We start from the raw sequence: 17,660 nt of genomic DNA, 5'->3' as shown, positions 1-17,660 counted from the left end.
ATCGGAGTGTCCCTGCACCAGGAGGCTCCATGCGGGTATCGACCGCTGCGCCGGCTCAGGTCGACGGTCAAACCCTGCTCGCCCGGCTGGAACGCCTCCCGGTCTCCAGGCCGCATCACGCCCTGCTGCTCATGGGCGGCTTGGGCATCGCGTTCGACGGCATGGACGGCGCACTCCTCGCGTACGTCCTGCCCGCCGTCACGGAGTTGTGGCACCTCTCGTCCTGGCAGACCGGGCTGCTCGGCAGTTCGCTCCTGATCGGCATCATGATCGGCGCACTGACAGCCGGGCTGGTCGGGGACAAGATCGGGCGGCGGCCCGTGATGATGTACGCCCTCGCCCTCTACTGCGGTGCGACTGCCGTGGCGGCCCTTGCTCCGAACTGGCAGTTCTTCTTCGGAGCGAGGGTAGTGGCCGGCATCGGAGCGGGCGCCGAGGCCGCGATCATCCCGGCGTTCATGGCCGAGTTCGTGCCCGGCCGGGTGCGCGGGCTCTTCGTCGGAGCGATCGCCGGTTTCTTCTCCTTCGGCTATCTCGGCGCCGCGCTGCTCGGCAGATTCCTCATTCCGGGCCATGAAGAGGGCTGGCGGATCGCACAACTCGTCACCTCTGCACCGGTCTTGATGCTCCTGTGGTGGCGCACCAGGCTCCCGGAGTCACCGCGCTGGCTCGTACAGCGCGGCAGGATGCGAGAGGCGGACGAGGTCGTCACGGAGTTGGAGACCAGGGTCGAGCGGGCGACCGGTCGAACCCTTCCTCCGGTGCCACCGACCTACGGCCTCTCGGCTCCACCCGTGTCACAGATGCGTTCGCGGACACGGCTTGCCGCCCTGTGGCGCGGTGGCTTCGCACGGCGCACCGTCGTGCTGTGGCTGCTCTGGATCTGCACCACCTTCGCCTACTACGGCTTCTTCATCTGGATGCCCTCGCTACTGATCGAGCGGGGTATGAGCATGGAGCAGAGCTTCACCAGCACCCTCCTGATCACGCTCGCCCAGATCCCCGGCTACTACTCGGCGGCGTTCCTGAGCGAGCGTCTGGGACGCACTCGGACGATCGCGCTCTATCTGGCCGGCGGTGCACTGTCGGCGGGACTCCTCGCCCAGGGTGGCGCGGAGGCCCGCATCCTGTGGTGCGGAGCGTTCCTCTCGTACTTCATGAACGGCAGCTATGCCGCTCTCTACGCCTACAGCACCGAGGTCTACCCGACCGCGATCCGCGCGACCGGTGCGGGCGCCGCCTCCGCCTTCGGGCGGCTCGGCGGGATCGCGGCGCCGTTGGCCATCGGTGTGCTGTACCCGGTGGTCGGATTCGGCGGGGTGTTCGCGCTGGTCACGGGGGTGTTGGCGGCGGGTGCGGCCATTGCTCTGGCCTGCGGACTGAGGACGACCGGTCAGACGCTTGAGGAGCTCGGCGGTGCGGGCCCGGTCGGCGGGTGCGATGGGATCCGAGCGGAGGGCGTCCACTCCCATCGCTGAGCAGCAGACGACTCCCTCACATCTGAACTGATGCACCGTCACTATCCTGCCATTCGCGGCAGATGAGTCCGCTCGCCGTACGCCGGGGGCGGGTGCACAGGGAGAGGGGTGCCGCTGTGACATCGAGTGGAACCAGCTCCCCGCTGCCGTCGTCTGCCGATCGAGGTTTCGCGTCGAACCGGGGCCGGGTCCCGAACCTCCCCGCACAGTGCGTAAGATGGCGAACCGCAGCCGAGCGGTGCCATCACCCGCCGGCCACGCGATCATCAACAGCCCCCATGGTTGCGCTCCCATGCCCGTTCAGGCATGTCGCGGCCCCAAGTCGGCATTCGACATGCATGTGTGCTGCCTCTCATGATGATCGGCACCACACAAGGAGGCGTCTGCATGTCGACGAAGCCGGCCCAGGGACATGCCGAGATCATCGGCGCAGGAATCAGCGGACTGACCGTTGCCACCGCCCTCGGGCAGCGAGGCTGGTCCGTGCGACTGCACGAACGCGACAGTGAGATCCGGGCCATCGGTGCGGGCATCTACGTGTGGGGAAACGGACTGCGGGCCCTGAAAGCGCTGGGTCTCCACGACGAGGCCGTCGTCGGCGCGCACATCGGTCCGGTGTTGGAGAGCCGTGACCACCGCAACCGAGTGGTAGAGAGCATCCCGATCAACTCCGCCGGTCGGCCCGAGGTCCGCACCATCATGCGCGACCGTCTCATCAGCACCCTGGTCAAGGGCGCCGAAGCGGCGGGCGTGGAGATCGTCACCGGCTCCGAGGTCACCGTCTCCGGTTCGGATGGAGCGTTGGTGAACGTCGACGGTGAATCCGTCGGTGGCGGGGCTGACGTGGTGATCGCGGCGGACGGCGTCCGCTCCCGAGTCCGGGACCGGTTCGGTCTGACTGTCTGCCACGACCATATGAAACAGGGCGCCACCAGGCTCACCGTCCCCCGCTCGGACGACTTCGTACCGGCCGCCGACCGCGACAAGTACATCGAGTACTTCAGTGGTCGTCGCCGGGTCCTCTACACCCCGTCCAGCGCCACGGCGCTCTATGTCGCACTGGTCGCCGACGAGAGTGACACGGCTGCCAGCAAGGTGCCCGTCGACACCGACACCTGGGTGCGGTCCTTCCCACACCTGGAGACCCTGTTGCGTTCGCTGGACGGCGTCCCCGCCCGCTGGGACACCTTTGAGTTCCTCAAGCTCCGCTCCTGGTCCCACGGGCGAGTGGCGCTGATCGGGGACGCGGCGCACGCCCAGCCGCCCTACCTCGGGCAGGGCGGTGGGTGCGCCATGATGAACGCGCTGGGGCTCGCCGACGCACTGTCCGCACCGGGTGCAGGCCCGGTGGAAGGGCGGCTCGCGGCCTGGGAGGCGGCGGAGCGCCCGCTGATCGAGCACACCCAGCAGTGGTCGTACCGGTTGCGGCTGCTCAATCTGATCCCCGATGCACCCCGTTCCTCGCTGCTCGGTCTGACCGGTCGGTGGAAGGGGCTCGGGGCGTCCAGGATGCGGGCGGCCCTCGCCGTCCCGACGGGCGCTGACCGCTTCGACGGCGCTGCCGCATGACCACCGGAACACAACGAATGTGGAAGGGAGTACCGGTGAGCAGTTCTGACGCCCTCCGGAGCACCACCGTGAACGGCCATCCCATCACTCATGATCTGCACGGACCCGAGGGCGCCCCGGTCGTGGTGCTGCTCAGCGGCTGGTGCCAGGACCACCGTCTGTTCAATCCGTTGGTGCCCCAACTCGCAAGCACCCATCAGGTACTTCGCATCAACTGGCGTGGCCACGGCGATGACCGGTCGCCCATCACCGATTTCGGCTATCAGGAACAGGCCGACGATGTACTCGCCCTGCTCGACAAGCTAGAGGTAGAAACGTTTCTTCCCGTCTCCACCTCGCATGGCGGCTGGGCCAACGTCGAAATCGCCGACCGGCTCGGCCCGGCCCGGGTGCCAAGGGCGATCGTGATCGACTGGATCATGACCGCACCTCCGGCGGGCTTCGCCGACGGGCTGGCCGCCATCCAGGACCCGAAGCGGTGGGTGGCCGGGCGCCAAGGGCTCTTCGACACCTGGCTCAACGGCTCGACGCACGCCGGTGTGCGCCACCACCTCGACCACGAGATGGCCGGGTTCGACTTCGAGATGTGGGCGAGGTCCTGCCGGGTCATCGCCGACGCCTACGAACAGTGGGGCTCTCCCCTGGAGCGGATGCTGGCCCTGGGCGAACACCGTCCCGTACGGCATCTGTTCTCGCAACCGACAGTGCCCGCGTATGTGAACGCCCAGCGGGAGTTCGCGGCCCGGCACCCCTGGTTCTCGTACCACGAGGTCGGCGGAGAGACACACTTCCCGACACTGGACTCGCCGGAGGTGGTGGCCGACCAGATCCGAGCGTTCCTCGCTGACGGCGAAGCCGGGGCGAGCTGAGCGCGCCATGAGCTCCGACCCGTGCATCGACGCCGCGTACAACGTCCGACTGACCGTCGAGGAAACCGAGTTCCGGCGTACCGTCACCGCCTACCGCACGGAGTCGGAGCGGGTGACGGGCCCGCTCGCCGGACACCGGGCCATCGCCTACGACGAGCACAGCGATGAGCGTCTTGATGTGTGGGGGGTGAGCGACGAAGGACCACGCCCGGTCTTCCTGGCGGTGCACGGCGGCTACTGGCGGATGCTGTCGCGCCATGACACCGCCTTCATGGCCGGCGCACTGAATGACGCCGGAATCGCCACCGTCTCCATCGACTACACACTGGCGCCCACCGCCTCCTTGGAGGAGATCGTCCGACAGGTCCGGGCTGCCGTGGCCTGGATCCACCGACACGGCGCCGACTTCGGCCTCGACCCCGATCGCATCGTCGTCGGAGGCAGTTCGGCCGGTGGACACCTCACCGCCACCACCATGGTCGGTGGGTGGCAAGAACCACTGGGGCTACCGCCCGACGTGGTGAAGGGCGCCCTGCCCATCAGCGGCCTCTTCGATCTAAGACCGCTGGTCAAGTCCTTCGCCAACGAATGGCTGGGGCTGGACGCACAACGCGCGGCAGCCCTCAGCCCCCTGCTCGCCGACTTCCCCGCGACCACCCATCCGCGGGCAGTCATCGCCGTCGCCGAACACGACGGCACCGGCTTCCTGGAGCAGAGCTCCCGATTCCACGACTCCTACTCCGCGCACGCCCCGGCCAGTCTATTGGTCGTCCCCGGCCGTCACCACTACGACATCTTCCTCGACCTCGCCGACCCGGATTCCGCGCTGTTCGAACGGCTGGTGCACCTGGTGGACCAATCCTCTACAGCCGCCGGAGCAGCCAGAACCGTCCGAAGGCGGGTCTGAGGCGAACCACATCCGGACGCCTACCGCAGGGCGTCCGGCCGCCGAAAGAGGAGCACCGCATGAAGTGGGGAATGCTTACGCTGGTCTCGCTCGGGTTCGTGGCGATGACCGTCAACTGGTTCAACATCGCCACGGGTTTCGGTCCCATCGCGGACGAGTTCGGACTCACCGTCCCGTCGGTGGCAATGCTCATCTCCATCTTCGTCGCAGCATATGGACTGCTGCACATCCCCGGTGGCTTCCTGGCCACGAAATGGGGACTGCGCAAGGTACTCGCCCTCGGTCTCGCCGTGGAGGGCCTCGGCGCCCTGCTCTCGGCGACCGCCCAGAGCTTCACCGAACTGATCATCTGGCGGGCGTTGTGCGGGGTGGGGGCCTCGGTCTTCGCCGCAGTGGGTATCGCGGCCGTCAGTGTGTGGTTCCGCGAGAGACATCACACCCTGGCACTCGGTATCTCCTCCGCCGCGTTCAGCGTGGGCACCGCGCTCGGACTGTACGTATGGGCGGACATCACCGCGGCCACCTCCTGGCGCACCTCACTGGTCATCGGCGGTGTGTTCTGCCTCGCCGTCGCCGCCGCCAGCGCCGTCTTCTTCCGCATCCCACCCGGTGCGGATGCCCTCCAGGGCGTGCACTTGACCCGCGAGGGGCTGCGGCGGACCCTGGGCAACCGGGACATCTGGTTGTACGGCATCGCCTTCTTCGGTGCCTACGGCGCCTATCTGACCGGCTCCCAACTGATCGCCTCCTACGGTGAGCACCGTGGGCTGTCCGGCTCCACGGTCGCCGCCGCCGCCTTCCTCATCGGCATGGCCGGAGTACCGGGGAGCATCGCGGCGGGCTGGATCGCCGACAGGTTCGGCAGCACCCGTAGCCTCTTCATCGCCGGCGCCATACTGGAGAGCCTCTTCCTCCTGGCGCTCCCCCTGTCCGGTCCCGCGACCTTCTGGATACCAGCCGTCGGCATCGGCTTTATGTTCAACTTCACCTTCGCCATCTGGCAGACCGCCCCCGGCGACTCCCCACACATCGCCCCCGAACACCTCAGCACCGCGATCGGTCTGATGCTCACCGTCTCCGCCGTCGGTGGATTCGTCCTCCCCTGGGCCTTCGGGCTGCTCGCCGACGGCCCCGGCTATCCGGCCGCCTGGACATTGATGGGAGTGGTGGGCATCCTCACCGCCCTCATCGCCCTCGCGATCAAACCTTCCCGGCCGGACACGATCCCCGTGCTCCCCGTCACCGCCGTCCGACCCGCAACGGCGACCGAAGCCAGCTGATCCCCACCCACCACAACAGATGTCGTGCCGTGCCGAGGATTTCGGACGGCCGAAGACCCTTCACCCGGTGTCCGTACTCACTGAGCGCCCTGCGCTCGCTGACCGGGGACCGGGGGAAGGGGCATTCCCCCGGTCCACACGATTGGGTCGCGGTGGGCGAAGGCACAGGACGTGCGCATCGCCCGCACCGTGCGATGCCGGTCCGGCCGCGACCCGCCCGGGCACGGAGTGACGCCCGCTGGGCCCGGGGCACCGGGGCCTTCCGGGGCGTCCATAAGGTCCATAGCGTCCATAGAAGGGGAAACCCTTCCCGACGAAGGGATGCGGCTATATGGTCGGCGGCCATGGACATTCCACGCCTTCTGGACGGGCGCCTCAAGCTGCGCCATTTGATCCTGGTCGACACGCTCACCGAACAGGGCAGCGTCGTCGGGGCGGCGGCTGCCCTGCACGTCACCCAGCCGGTGGTGACCCGCGGACTGCACGACCTGGAGGCGATCCTCGGGGTCAGGCTGTACGACCGGGGGCCGCGCGGTATCTCCCCGACGGTCTTCGGTGCCGCCTTCACCGACCATGCCCGGGCGGTGCTGGCCCAGCTCACCCAGGCCGCCCGGCATGTCGCCGAGATCGCCGACGCCGATCGCGGCACCGTCGTCGTGGGTACGCACCTCGCCGGCTCGAACCTGCTGCTGCCGCGGGCGATCGCCGTACTCAAGGCCGGGCATCCACTGCTCACCGTCGTGGTGCGCGAGGGCACGCCAGAAGCCCTGCTGGTCGATCTGGAAGCCGGCCGGATCGACATCATCGTGGGCCGGCTGACGACCCCCGCCAGCGGGCCGATGGTGCGGCACTCCCTCTACGAGGAATCGGTCAGGATCGTCGTCGGTGCCCATCACCCGGCGCTGAAGCTGGCCGGTGTGACCCTGCCGGACCTGCTGGTCCACCCCTGGATCCTGCCAGGTGCAGAAACGGTCCTGCGCCGCGAGCTGGAGGAGTTCTTCGTCCGCTCCGGCCTTGCCCTGCCCGAGAACCGTGTCGAGTGCACCTCCTTCCTCACCGTCCGGCAGCTCCTTCTGGAGACCGAGGTGATCGCCGTACTGCCCGGTCTGATCGGCGGCGACGACCCCCGACTGGCATCCCTACCGATCTCGCTCGACCCGATCGGCCACAGCGTCGGCACCACCCTCCCCGGCAACCGCCCGCTCAGCCCATCCACCCGAGCCCTGCTGACCGCGCTGAGGACCGCGGCAGCCGGACTCACAGCCCAGCAGGACCAGCCACCCGCATAGCCCCGACGCACGCCCGAACCCATGCCCATATTGCTATAGCAGACACCCCAATGGGCATTAGACAGGCATACCTCGCCAGCGCCATGCTCCTGAACAGCCGGTCGTATCCACCACTCGGCTTCACAACAACAGGACGCGAAAGTGAGGGGCGAGCCATGCAAGCGGCGCACTACGTGGGCGGGGCATTCCTGCCGAACGACCCCGCCACCACAACGTTCCCCCTGGTTGATCCGGTCGACGGAAGCACCGTGGGACAGGTCCCGGAGGCAGCCAGGGAGACCGTGGACGCCGCCGTCCGAGCCGCTCGTGAGGCACTCGACGGGGCGTGGGGGGCGACGAGTCCCGAGGAGCGGTCCGCCGCACTGCACCGCATCGCCGACGAGATCCAGGCCCGGTTCGACGCCTTCGTGGACGCCGAGGTGAGCGACACCGGCAAGCCCCGGGAACTGGCCGCCACCGTCGACATCCCGCGCGCCATCGGAAACTTCCGCGCCTACGCGGACCTGCTCTACGGCCGCCCCGAGCAGTCCTACTCCACCAGTGTCCCCGGCTGGAGCGGCTCCGGGCAGGCGCTCAACTACACCGTGCGTCGGCCTCTGGGAGTCGTCGCCGTCATCTCCCCGTGGAACCTCCCGCTCCTGCTGCTCACCTGGAAGGTCGCCCCCGCTCTCGCCGCGGGCAACACGGTGGTCGCCAAGCCGTCGGAGGAGACCCCGTCCACGGCGACGCTGCTCGCCGAGGCGATCGACGCGGCCGGTCTGCCCGCGGGTGCGTTCAACCTCGTCCACGGCCATGGCACGAACGCCGCAGGCGCCTTCCTCACCTCGCACCCCGATGTGGACGCCATCGCCTTCACCGGGGAGTCCGCCACCGGCTCGGCCATCATGCGCGAGGCGGCGAACCACCTCACACCCGTCTCCTTCGAACTCGGCGGCAAGAACGCAGCCGTGATCTTCGCCGACGCCGACCTCGAAGCCGCGGTCGAAGGCACCGTACGATCCGCCTTCACCCACTCCGGGCAGATCTGCCTGTGCACCGAACGCGTCTACGTCGAACGCTCCCGCTACGAGGAGTTCGTGAGCCTGCTCGGCGCCCGCGCCAGGGAGCTCACCGACTACGGACCCATGATCTCCGCGGCCCACCGCGACAAGGTGCTGTCCTACTACCGGCTCGCGGTCGAGGAGGGTGCCACCGTCGTCGCCGGCGGCAAGGCCCCGCACTTCGGGGACCGGCGCGACGAGGGCTTCTACGTCGAACCCACGGTCCTGACCGGACTGCCGCAGCACGCCAGGACCGTCCAGGAGGAGGTCTTCGGGCCGGTCTGCCACATCGCCCCCTTCGACACCGAAGAAGAGGCGGTACGGCTCGCCAACGACAGCCGCTACGGCCTCGCCGCCACCGTCTGGACCCGCGACCTCTCCCGCGCCCACCGGGTCGCCCCGCGCATCGACGCCGGGATCGTCTGGGTCAACTGCTGGAACCTGCGCGATCTGCGCACCCCGTTCGGCGGTGTGAAGGATTCCGGCATCGGCCGCGAGGGCGGCACATACTCCCTGGACTTCTTCTCCGAGCCCGTCAACGTCTGCATCCAGGTCTGAGGAACCGTCATGAATCGCACCGATACCACCACCGAGGCCCGCGCACCGGGGTCCGCCGACATCAGAGCCGCCGCCGATCGCCTGCTGCGCGCCCACGCCGAGGGCCGGCCCTGCGCCCCCGTACGCGATCTGGTCACGAGCGCCGAATCGGCCTACGCCGTGCAGGACCTGCTCACCGAGCACTGGCTCGGGGAAGGTCGTCGTCTCACCGGTCGCAAGATCGGTCTGACCTCGGCCGCCGTCCAGGAGCAGTTGGGTGTCGACGCACCGGACTTCGGCATGTTGTACGCCGACATGGCGGTCCCCGACGGTGCCGAGATCCCCGTCGGAGCGGTCCAGCAGGCACGGGTCGAGGCCGAGGTCGCCCTCGTACTCGATGCCGACCTCGACCGGGAGCGGCACACCGTCGCCGATCTCCTGCGCGCCACCGCCTTCGCACTGCCCGCCATCGAAGTGTGCGGCAGTCGCATCCAGGACTGGGACATCAGCCTCGCCGACACCGTCGCGGACAACGCCTCCAGCGGGCTGTACGTCCTCGGCAACCGGCCCGTCCCGCTGGACCGGCTCGATCTGCGCCTGGCCGGCATGGTCATGGAGCGACGCGGCGAACAGGTGTCGACGGGAACGGGAGCCGCCTGCCTCGGCAACCCACTGCACGCGGCACTCTGGCTCGCCGACACGCTGGTACGGGTGGGTCGCCCCCTGCGGGCGGGTGACACCGTACTGACCGGAGCGCTCGGTCCGATGATCCCCGTCCTTCCGGGAGACGTGGTGGAAGCAAGGATCGACGGACTCGGTGACGTACGGGTCGCATTCGCCGCAGCGACCGGCCAGGAGGCATGACATGACCCTCGCACAGCTGACCGAGATCCTGGACGCTGCGGCCGTCGACGGGCACACCGTCGACCGCCCCACCGACTCCATCGAACTCACCCTGCCCGACGCCTACGCCGTCCAGCGCGCGGTCATCGAACGCCGGCTGGCCCGCGGCGAATCGTCCACCGGTGTGAAGATGGGCTTCACCAGCCGGGCGAAGATGGTGCAGATGGGCGTCGACGACGTCATCTGGGGACTGCTCACCGACGCCATGCAGGTGGAGGACGGAGCCGTGCTCGACCTCGGTGGCCTGATCCACCCGCGGATCGAACCGGAGATCGCCTTTCTGATCGGCAGCCCGATCTCCGGCCGGATCACTCCGGCGGAGGCCGTCCGTTCGCTCGCCGGTGTCGCGGTCGCGTACGAGGTACTGGACTCCCGCTACGAGGGCTTCCGCTTCACCCTCCCCGATGTGATCGCCGACAACGCCTCGGCCGCGCGATACGGCTGTGGCATCTGGCAGCCCGCCGATGTACGCGACCTCAGCAACATCGGTCTGCTCGTGGAGATCGACGGCCGGGTCGTGGCCACCGGTTCGTCCGCGGCGATCCTCGGGCACCCCTTGCGTTCCCTGGTCGCCGCGGCACGGCTGGCCGGCGAGGCCGGGATCGCGCTGGAGCCGGGGCAGATCGTCCTCGCGGGTGCCGCGACCGCGGCCCTTCCGCTCCCCCGCGGAGCACATGTGCGCATTCTCGGCGACGGCCTCGGCGGAGTAGAGGTGACCACCCGATGAACACCCCCGTACCCAACGCCACAACGCCCGACAACACAACGCCCGACGCGGCCGTGCCTGATGCAGACGCTCAGGCGACAGGCGGGGCGCCCCAGGCGCTGCTCGTCGAAGGCAAGGCGCGCCCCCGCGGCCGATTCCCGCACCTGCGGCGGGCCGGGGACCTCGTGTTCGTCTCCGGCACCAGTTCTCGTCGCCCCGACGGCACCTTCGTGGGAGCGAGCGCCGACGAGGCCGGCACCACCAGTCTCGACATCGAGGCCCAGACCCAGGCGGTCATCGAGAACATCCGCGATCTGCTGGCGGCGGTCGGCGGCTCACTGGCCGACGTGGTGAACATCTCCACCTTCCTCGTCAACATGAACGACTTCGGCGGCTACAACGAGGTCTACGCACGGTACTTCGACGAAACGGGCCCCGCGCGCACCACCGTCGCCGTCCACCAGCTCCCGCACCCGCACCTGCTGATCGAAATCTCCTGCGTCGCCCATATCCCGCTCGCCGGCACCACCACCGCCGCGACCGGCTCAGTAACCGTCACAGAATCCTGATCAGGAGCACGGCGCCATGACCCTGCCGAAGCTGTCCCACGGACTTCCCTTCAACTTCGCCCGGTGGATCGACGAGCACCAGGACATGCTCAAGCCCCCGGTCGGGAACATCCAGATCTGGCGCGACGCCGATCTGATGGTCACCGTCGTCGGCGGCCCGAACCAGCGCACCGACTTCCACGACGACCCGACCGAGGAGTTCTTCTACCAACTGCGCGGCAACATGGTGCTGCGGGTCATGGAGGAGGAGGGCCGGCCGCCCACCGACATCCAGATCAACGAGGGCGACGTCTTCCTGCTCCCACCGCACGTACGCCACTCCCCCCAGCGCCCCGAGCCGGGATCCATCGGTCTGGTCGTCGAGCACACCCGCCCGCCGGGCCTGCTGGACGCCGTCGAGTGGTACTGCACCGAATGCCACCGGCTGGTCCACCGGTCCGAGCTCCGGCTCACCTCCATCGTCGACGACCTGCCGCCCGTCTTCCGCACCTTCTACGACAGCGACCGCACCTGTCCCCACTGCAAGGCCGTGCACCCGGGCCGGGAGTGGCCCGAAGAGATGCGTCCGCGCACACAGACCCGTTCTTGAACCACGCCCCCCGGAGTTCGCCTTGTCTGTCTTCGACGTCCATGCGCATGTCTTCCCGCGCATTTCGGAATCCGAGAGCCGCCTCCTCCAAGGTGCCGGTGAGCCCTGGCTGCGTGTCCACCAGGACGGCTCGGGCACCGGCATGATGATGAGCGGCACAGAAGAGTACCGTCCGGTCACCGCATCCCTGTGGGACCCCGAGCGGCGACTCATCGAGATGGACGCACTGGGCATCGATGTGCAGGCCATCTCCTCGACGCCGCTGATGTTCGGGTACGCCGCCCCGCCTGACCGCGCCGCCGAATGGTGCGAGTTGGTCAACGACCGCATCCTCGAATACTGCGCCCAGGATCCACAACGGTTGATCCCGCTCTGCCAAGTGCCGCTCCAGGACACCCAACTGGCCTGCGAGATGGCTTCCAAGGCCGCCGCCGCCGGACACCGGGGGGTCCACATCGGCAATCACATCGGCGAACGCACCCTCGCCGACGCGGACGTCCTCGGCTTCCTCACCCACTGCGCCCGGGAGGGCATCCCGGTTCTGATCCACCCGTGGGACATGCTCGGCGACGGGCGGATGGACCGGAACATGCTGCGCTGGCTGGTCGGCATGCCCGCCGAGACCCAGCTGTCCATCCTCGGTCTCGCCCTCTCGGGGGCCTTCGAGAAGCTCCCCGAGTCCCTGAAGCTCTGTTTCTGCCACGGCGGTGGCAGTTTTGCCTTCCTGTTGGGCCGCGCGGACAACGCCTGGCACAACCGGGACATCGTCCGCGCGGATTCCCCGAAACCGCCGTCCGCGTACGCCCGCCGCTTCTACGTCGACACCGCGGTGTTCGACCCCCGGGCGCTGCGGCTGCTGGTGGATGTGATGGGCCCGGACCGGGTCATGCTCGGTACGGACTTCCCCTTCCCCCTCGGTGAGCAGCAGCCCGGCACGGTGGTGCGCGACTGCCCGGGGCTCACCGAAGCCGAACAGGCGATGATCCTCGGTTCCAACGCGGTCGAGTTCTTCTCCCCGCGGTCAGGAGGCAACGATGTCTGACCAGCTCACGCGCACCCGTGTGGCCGTCATCGGTTCCGGCAACATCGGCACCGATCTGATGATCAAGGTGCTGCGGCTGTCGGACCGACTGGAGATGGCCGCGATGGCGGGCATCGACGAGAAGTCGGACGGGCTCGCACGGGCTCGCAGGCTCGGTGTCCCCACCACCCACGAGGGGGTGGAGGGACTGGTGGCCATGGAGTGCTTCCCCGACATCGAGATCGTCTTCGACGCCACATCGGCGGGAGCCCACCGTCATCACGCCACCGTACTGGCGGCGCACGGCAAGCGGCTGATCGACCTCACACCGGCGGCCCTCGGTCCCTATGTCGTACCGCCGGTCAACCTGGACCAGCACCTGTCCGCGCCCGACGTCAACATGGTCACCTGCGGCGGCCAGGCCACCGTACCGATCGTCGCTGCCGTGTCCCGTGTCACCCCGGTCCGCTACGCGGAGATCATCGCCTCCATCGCCTCGAAGTCGGCGGGGCCGGGCACCCGCGCCAACATCGACGAGTTCACCGAGACCACCTCGCGCGCCCTGGAGGAGGTGGGCGGCGCCGCCCTGGGCAAGGCGATCATCGTGCTGAATCCGGCCGAGCCGCCGCTCGTGATGCGGGACACCGTGTACTGCGTCGTCGGCGACTGCGACCAGGAAGCGGTACGGGCCTCGGTGAAGGCGATGGTGGCCGAGGTCGCCGCCTACGTACCGGGCTACCGGCTGAAGCAGGAAGTGCAGATCCGCGCGATCGAAGCGGATGACCCGCTCGCTCCGCTCACCGGTGCCCCGGCCGGAACCGGGCAACTCGTCTCGGTCTATCTGGAGGTGGAGGGCGCCGCCCACTACCTGCCGTCCTACGCGGGCAACCTCGACATCATGACCTCCGCCGCACTGCGGGTCGCGGAAAGGCTGGCCTCCTCATGACATCTCCTCAGACACCGTCCCGGCTCTATATCCAGGACGTGACGCTGCGCGACGGGATGCACGCCGTCCGGCACCGCTACACCGTCGACCAGGTCCGCACCATCGCCGCCGCCCTGGACGCGGCGGGCGTCGACGCCATCGAGATCGCCCATGGGGACGGCCTCGCCGGCTCCAGTGTGAACTACGGCGCGGGTGCGCACACCGACGACGAGTGGATCGCCGCCGCGGCGGAGGTCGTCACGCGTGCACGGCTCACCACCCTGCTGCTGCCGGGCATCGGCACGGTCGCCGATCTGCGCCGCGCCCATGCACTCGGGATCCGTTCGGTTCGGGTGGCGACCCACTGCACGGAGGCCGACATCGCGGCCCAACACATCGCAGCGGCGCGGGAACTCGACATGGACGTCGCCGGGTTCCTGATGATGTCCCATCTGGCCGAACCCGCCGAACTGGCCCGTCAGGCCCAGCTCATGGAGTCCTACGGCGCCCACTGCGTGTACGTCACCGACTCGGGCGGCCGGCTCACCATGGACGGCGTCCGCGACCGGGTGCGGGCCTATCGTGAGGTGCTCGCCCCCGAGACCGGCATCGGCATCCACGCCCACCACAACCTCGGCCTCGGTGTGGCCAACTCGGTGGTGGCCGTGGAGAACGGCGCACAGCGCGTGGACGCCTCCCTCGCAGGCCAGGGCGCTGGAGCCGGGAACTGTCCCCTGGAGGCGTTCATCGCGGTCGCCGACCTTTCGGGCTGGCTCCACGGCAGCGATGTGTTCGCTCTGATGGACGCCGCGGACGACATCGTCCGACCGCTCCAGGACCGACCGGTCCGGGTGGACCGCGAGACCCTCAGCCTCGGGTACGCCGGTGTCTACTCCAGCTTCCTGCGCCATGCCGAGGACGCCGCTCGCCGGCACGGTCTCGACACCCGGCAGATCCTCCTGGAGGTGGGCCGCCGGGGCATGGTCGGCGGACAGGAGGACATGATCGCGGACATCGCCCTCAACCTCGTGGGGCAGCGGAACGACGCATGATCTGAAGGTTCGAAGGGGTCCGCTCGCGCATCGGGCCCCTTCGTCGCGTTCGCGTGCGCCGTGCCCAGGTCGCTCCGTGCACAGGTCCCTGCACCCGTCGACCATGGGCAACGATCAGGCAAGGTCCCACAGGCGGGCGGACTTGTCATGGCTGCCGCTGGCCAGGATGGTGCCGTCGGGGCTGAAGCAGAGCGCGTACACGGCACCCTTGTGACCGACGATGGTGGCGCTGGGAGCGCGAGTGGTCGTGTCCCACAGTCGGACGGACTTGTCCTCGCTCGCGGTGGCCAGGGTCTTCCCGTCCCGGCTGAACGCCACTGCGTTGACCTCGGACTTGTGGACGACCTCAAGCTCGGTGATCAGTTTGCGCGTGGCCACGTCCCATAGGGAAGCGGTGGCATAGGTGGGCCCCGGGATCGCCATCGTCCTGCCGTCAGGGCTGAACGCCATCGACTTCGTGGTGCCGGGGTTCTCGGCGAGGTCCCTGGGCTTCTTGGAGGCCATGTCCCACAGGCGCACCGCGGGTCCGAAGCCCGCGGCGGCGGCCAGGGTCTTCCCGTCCGGACTGAAGGAGAGCGCGTAGACGGCTTCCCCCGGAACCGAGAGGACCGAGGTACGGCGACGATCCGCCACATTCCACAACCGGACCGTGTTGTCCTGTCCCCCAGTGGCCAGGGTCTTCCCGGAAGGGGTGAACGCGACTGAGCGAATGCGTCCGTCGTGGCCGTTGAGGACGGCGGTGCGTCGTCGTGTGCGCAGGTCCCACAGGAACACCGAGGAGTCGGCGCTCGCCGTCGCCAGGGTCTTGCCGTCCGGACTGAACGTCACCGAGAACACCATGTCGCCGTGGGCGGTGAGCGTATCCAGGAGCGTTCTGTTCGGCACGTCCCAGAGCCGTACGGTGCTGTCGTCGCTCGCGGTCGCCAACACCTTGCCATCGGGGCTGAAGGCGACTGCGTTGACCATGTAGCCATGACCGGTGAGCGTGGCGATGCCGGGCCGGTCGGAGGGCGCCGCGGAGTCCGGCATCCAGTACCACACAGCACCGGCGGTGGCCGCGGCTACGACCGTACCGGCGAGCAGCACCGTACGACGACCGACCTTCCGGGGTGCTGTCGTCGTGGACCGCGGCCCGATCACCGGCCCCGTCACGGATGGGGTCGCCGTCCTCGGCGGTGCGGAGGCGTGCGCCGTGGGCGGATGCGGTGTGCGGGGTTGTGGGCGGGCCGGTGCGGTGACGGTCGGCCGGTGCTGCGGCGGTGGCGGTTGATGGTCGACTTGGGTACGGGGGTGCGCGAGGGTGGCGAGACGGCTGGCCAGGGTCGCGGCGCCGGGGCGCTGACCGGGGTCCTTGGCGAGGAGCTCATGGAGAACGGTGGCGAGTTGTCCCGCGTGCGAGGGCGCCGGCATGGGTTGGGCGAGGATCGCGTGGAACAGGGCCGCCAAGGACGGCGCGTCAAAGGGGACGTCTCCCTCAACGGCCGCGTAGAGGGTGGCCCCGAGGGACCAGAGATCCCCGGCAGCGGTGGCGTCCGCGCCTTCCAACTGCTCCGGGGGCATGTACTGCGGAGTGCCGACCACGGTTCCCGTGCGGGTGAGTCGGGTGCCTGCCGAGCCGTCGAGGACCCGGGCGATGCCGAAGTCGGTGAGAATCGTGCGACGGCCGTGGATGAGGACGTTGTCGGGCTTCAGATCGCGGTGCACCACCCCTGCGGCGTGTGCATGGGCCAGTGCGTCGGCCACCTCAGCTCCGATCACGGCGACCCGGTCCCAGGGGAGCCTGCCGCTCTGTGCGATCAACCCACCGAGGGACTGGCCGGGTATGAACTCCATGACGATCCACGGAGCGTCGTCGTCCTTGACCACGTCATGGACGGTGATGATCCCCGGATGGTTGAGTTTGGCGGCCACTTGGGCCTCGCGCAGGGTCCGTTGCAGCAGCTGCTCGCGGTCGTCGGATGCGAGCCCCGCGGGCAGGACGACCTCCTTGACCGCAACGCGCCGGTCGAGAGTCTCGTCGTGCCCCCGCCACACCCTGCCCATACCGCCCTGGCCCACCAGCTCGACCAGACGGTAGCGCCCGCCTACCAGACGTCCTGCTGCCCCCACCATGGCGGTCACTGTAGGGCAAGCCGTCAACTCCGCGCCAAATCAACCCGTCTCGCCCTGTCGGGGTGTATTCGACTCCGGTCAGAACCTCCGTCGAGTCGAGGTCGGGACGCGGTCGGGACGCGGTCGGGACGTGTTGTGCACCGCCCCCGTGCCTCGCGGTGTCTCACGGCGTCTCTCGGTGTCTCTCGGTGTCTCTCGGTGTTCCCGCCCGCCCGGATGAGCATCGGACCCTCGTCCACAGTTCCTCTTCGCGGACGTGCGGGTCCACTGACCCACTGACCAGGACCGTCGCACAGCTCCCGGCACCGGACTAGGCTGGAAGGGAACTCGGGGACATTCCCGCCGGGAGGCGGTCGATCATGGCTGGACTGCTGATCCGGAGTTTCGACTCCGCCGATGAGACAAGACCCTTCCCCGATGGCACGGGCCGGCTGGACCTGCTCGAAACGCCCGGCGGACCGGTCGGCCGGGCAGTCTTCGAGCCCGGTTGGCGATGGTCCGAGCACATCAAACCGCTGGCCGGCACCGCCAGCTGCCAGGAAGCCCACACCGGATACGTGGTGAGCGGGCGGATCAAGATCGTCATGGACGGCGGCGAGAGCGCCGAAGCAGGTCCGGGCGATTTCCTCCAGATCCCGCCCGGACATGACGCCTGGGTGCTGGGCGAGGAACCTTGCGTAGCCGTGGACTGGACCGGTTACGGCAATTACGCGAAGCCCTCGTCCGCATAGGGCGCCCGCCCCGCATGGATGCACAACGAGGACGAGTGTGGCACTGGCCCCGGTGCCGCTCGTATGACACTGCTCGTACGGCC

The 17,660-nt window shown here is 68.9% G+C and carries 16 protein-coding genes; 15 read left to right on the top strand and 1 reads right to left on the bottom strand.

What is annotated here, in order from left to right; translation table 11 throughout:
* The first annotated feature begins 29 nt into the window (after nt 1-29).
* From OID54_RS35430 to dmpG, 14 genes are all read left to right on the top strand, one after another.
* The gene (locus OID54_RS35430) at nt 30-1,478 is read left to right on the top strand and encodes an MFS transporter (protein WP_329026433.1); all 1,449 of its coding nucleotides are present in this window, start codon (nt 30-32) and stop codon (nt 1,476-1,478) included.
* Nucleotides 1,479-1,865: 387 nt separating this feature from the next.
* Complete coding sequence (locus OID54_RS35425; protein ID WP_329026431.1) at nt 1,866-3,047, top strand: FAD-dependent monooxygenase; 1,182 nt, start codon at nt 1,866-1,868, stop codon at nt 3,045-3,047.
* Nucleotides 3,048-3,082: 35 nt separating this feature from the next.
* A complete protein-coding gene (locus OID54_RS35420; protein WP_329026428.1) occupies nt 3,083-3,916 on the top strand; it encodes an alpha/beta fold hydrolase in 834 nt (277 codons plus the stop codon).
* A 7-nt stretch (nt 3,917-3,923) separates the two neighbouring features.
* A complete protein-coding gene (locus OID54_RS35415; RefSeq protein ID WP_329026426.1) occupies nt 3,924-4,823 on the top strand; it encodes an alpha/beta hydrolase in 900 nt (299 codons plus the stop codon).
* Between the two features lie 59 nt (nt 4,824-4,882).
* On the top strand, nt 4,883-6,103 hold the full coding sequence (locus OID54_RS35410; RefSeq protein ID WP_329026424.1) for an MFS transporter: 1,221 nt from the start codon (nt 4,883-4,885) through the stop codon (nt 6,101-6,103).
* 344 nt (nt 6,104-6,447) lie between these two features.
* Nucleotides 6,448-7,392 (top strand): LysR substrate-binding domain-containing protein, encoded by a 945-nt coding sequence (locus tag OID54_RS35405; protein WP_329026421.1) that lies wholly within the window; start codon nt 6,448-6,450, stop codon nt 7,390-7,392.
* A 155-nt stretch (nt 7,393-7,547) separates the two neighbouring features.
* A complete protein-coding gene (locus OID54_RS35400) occupies nt 7,548-8,990 on the top strand; it encodes a 2-hydroxymuconic semialdehyde dehydrogenase (RefSeq protein WP_329026416.1) in 1,443 nt (480 codons plus the stop codon).
* A 9-nt stretch (nt 8,991-8,999) separates the two neighbouring features.
* Nucleotides 9,000-9,833 (top strand): 2-keto-4-pentenoate hydratase, encoded by an 834-nt coding sequence (locus tag OID54_RS35395; protein ID WP_329026414.1) that lies wholly within the window; start codon nt 9,000-9,002, stop codon nt 9,831-9,833.
* A 1-nt stretch (nt 9,834) separates the two neighbouring features.
* On the top strand, nt 9,835-10,599 hold the full coding sequence (locus tag OID54_RS35390; RefSeq protein WP_329026411.1) for a 2-keto-4-pentenoate hydratase: 765 nt from the start codon (nt 9,835-9,837) through the stop codon (nt 10,597-10,599).
* 98 nt (nt 10,600-10,697) lie between these two features.
* Complete coding sequence (locus OID54_RS35385; protein WP_329027975.1) at nt 10,698-11,147, top strand: RidA family protein; 450 nt, start codon at nt 10,698-10,700, stop codon at nt 11,145-11,147.
* A gap of 16 nt (nt 11,148-11,163) precedes the next feature.
* The gene (locus OID54_RS35380; protein ID WP_329026409.1) at nt 11,164-11,736 is read left to right on the top strand and encodes a 3-hydroxyanthranilate 3,4-dioxygenase; all 573 of its coding nucleotides are present in this window, start codon (nt 11,164-11,166) and stop codon (nt 11,734-11,736) included.
* A gap of 22 nt (nt 11,737-11,758) precedes the next feature.
* Complete coding sequence (locus OID54_RS35375) at nt 11,759-12,778, top strand: amidohydrolase family protein (RefSeq protein ID WP_329026406.1); 1,020 nt, start codon at nt 11,759-11,761, stop codon at nt 12,776-12,778.
* Entirely contained in the window at nt 12,771-13,703 is a 933-nt protein-coding gene (locus OID54_RS35370; RefSeq protein WP_329026403.1) for an acetaldehyde dehydrogenase (acetylating), read from the top strand. Before OID54_RS35375 ends, OID54_RS35370 begins: the two co-directional genes overlap by 8 nt.
* On the top strand, nt 13,700-14,734 hold the full coding sequence (dmpG, locus tag OID54_RS35365; protein ID WP_329026401.1) for a 4-hydroxy-2-oxovalerate aldolase: 1,035 nt from the start codon (nt 13,700-13,702) through the stop codon (nt 14,732-14,734). The genes OID54_RS35370 and dmpG overlap by 4 nt, the downstream gene beginning before the upstream one ends.
* Before the next feature lie 114 nt (nt 14,735-14,848).
* Here the strand turns inward: dmpG and OID54_RS35360 are convergent, their stop codons facing one another.
* Nucleotides 14,849-16,846, bottom strand: a complete 1,998-nt coding sequence (locus OID54_RS35360) for a WD40 repeat domain-containing serine/threonine protein kinase (RefSeq protein WP_329026399.1) — start codon at nt 16,844-16,846, stop codon at nt 14,849-14,851.
* Nucleotides 16,847-17,205: 359 nt separating this feature from the next.
* Between OID54_RS35360 and OID54_RS35355 the strand changes: the two genes are divergently transcribed.
* Nucleotides 17,206-17,577, top strand: a complete 372-nt coding sequence (locus OID54_RS35355; RefSeq protein WP_329026398.1) for a cupin domain-containing protein — start codon at nt 17,206-17,208, stop codon at nt 17,575-17,577.
* Nucleotides 17,578-17,660: the final 83 nt, after the last annotated feature.

This window comes from Streptomyces sp. NBC_00690 (assembly GCF_036226685.1).
Classification (GTDB): Bacteria; Actinomycetota; Actinomycetes; order Streptomycetales; family Streptomycetaceae; genus Streptomyces.
This window is presented reverse-complemented; position numbering and strand designations above follow the sequence as displayed.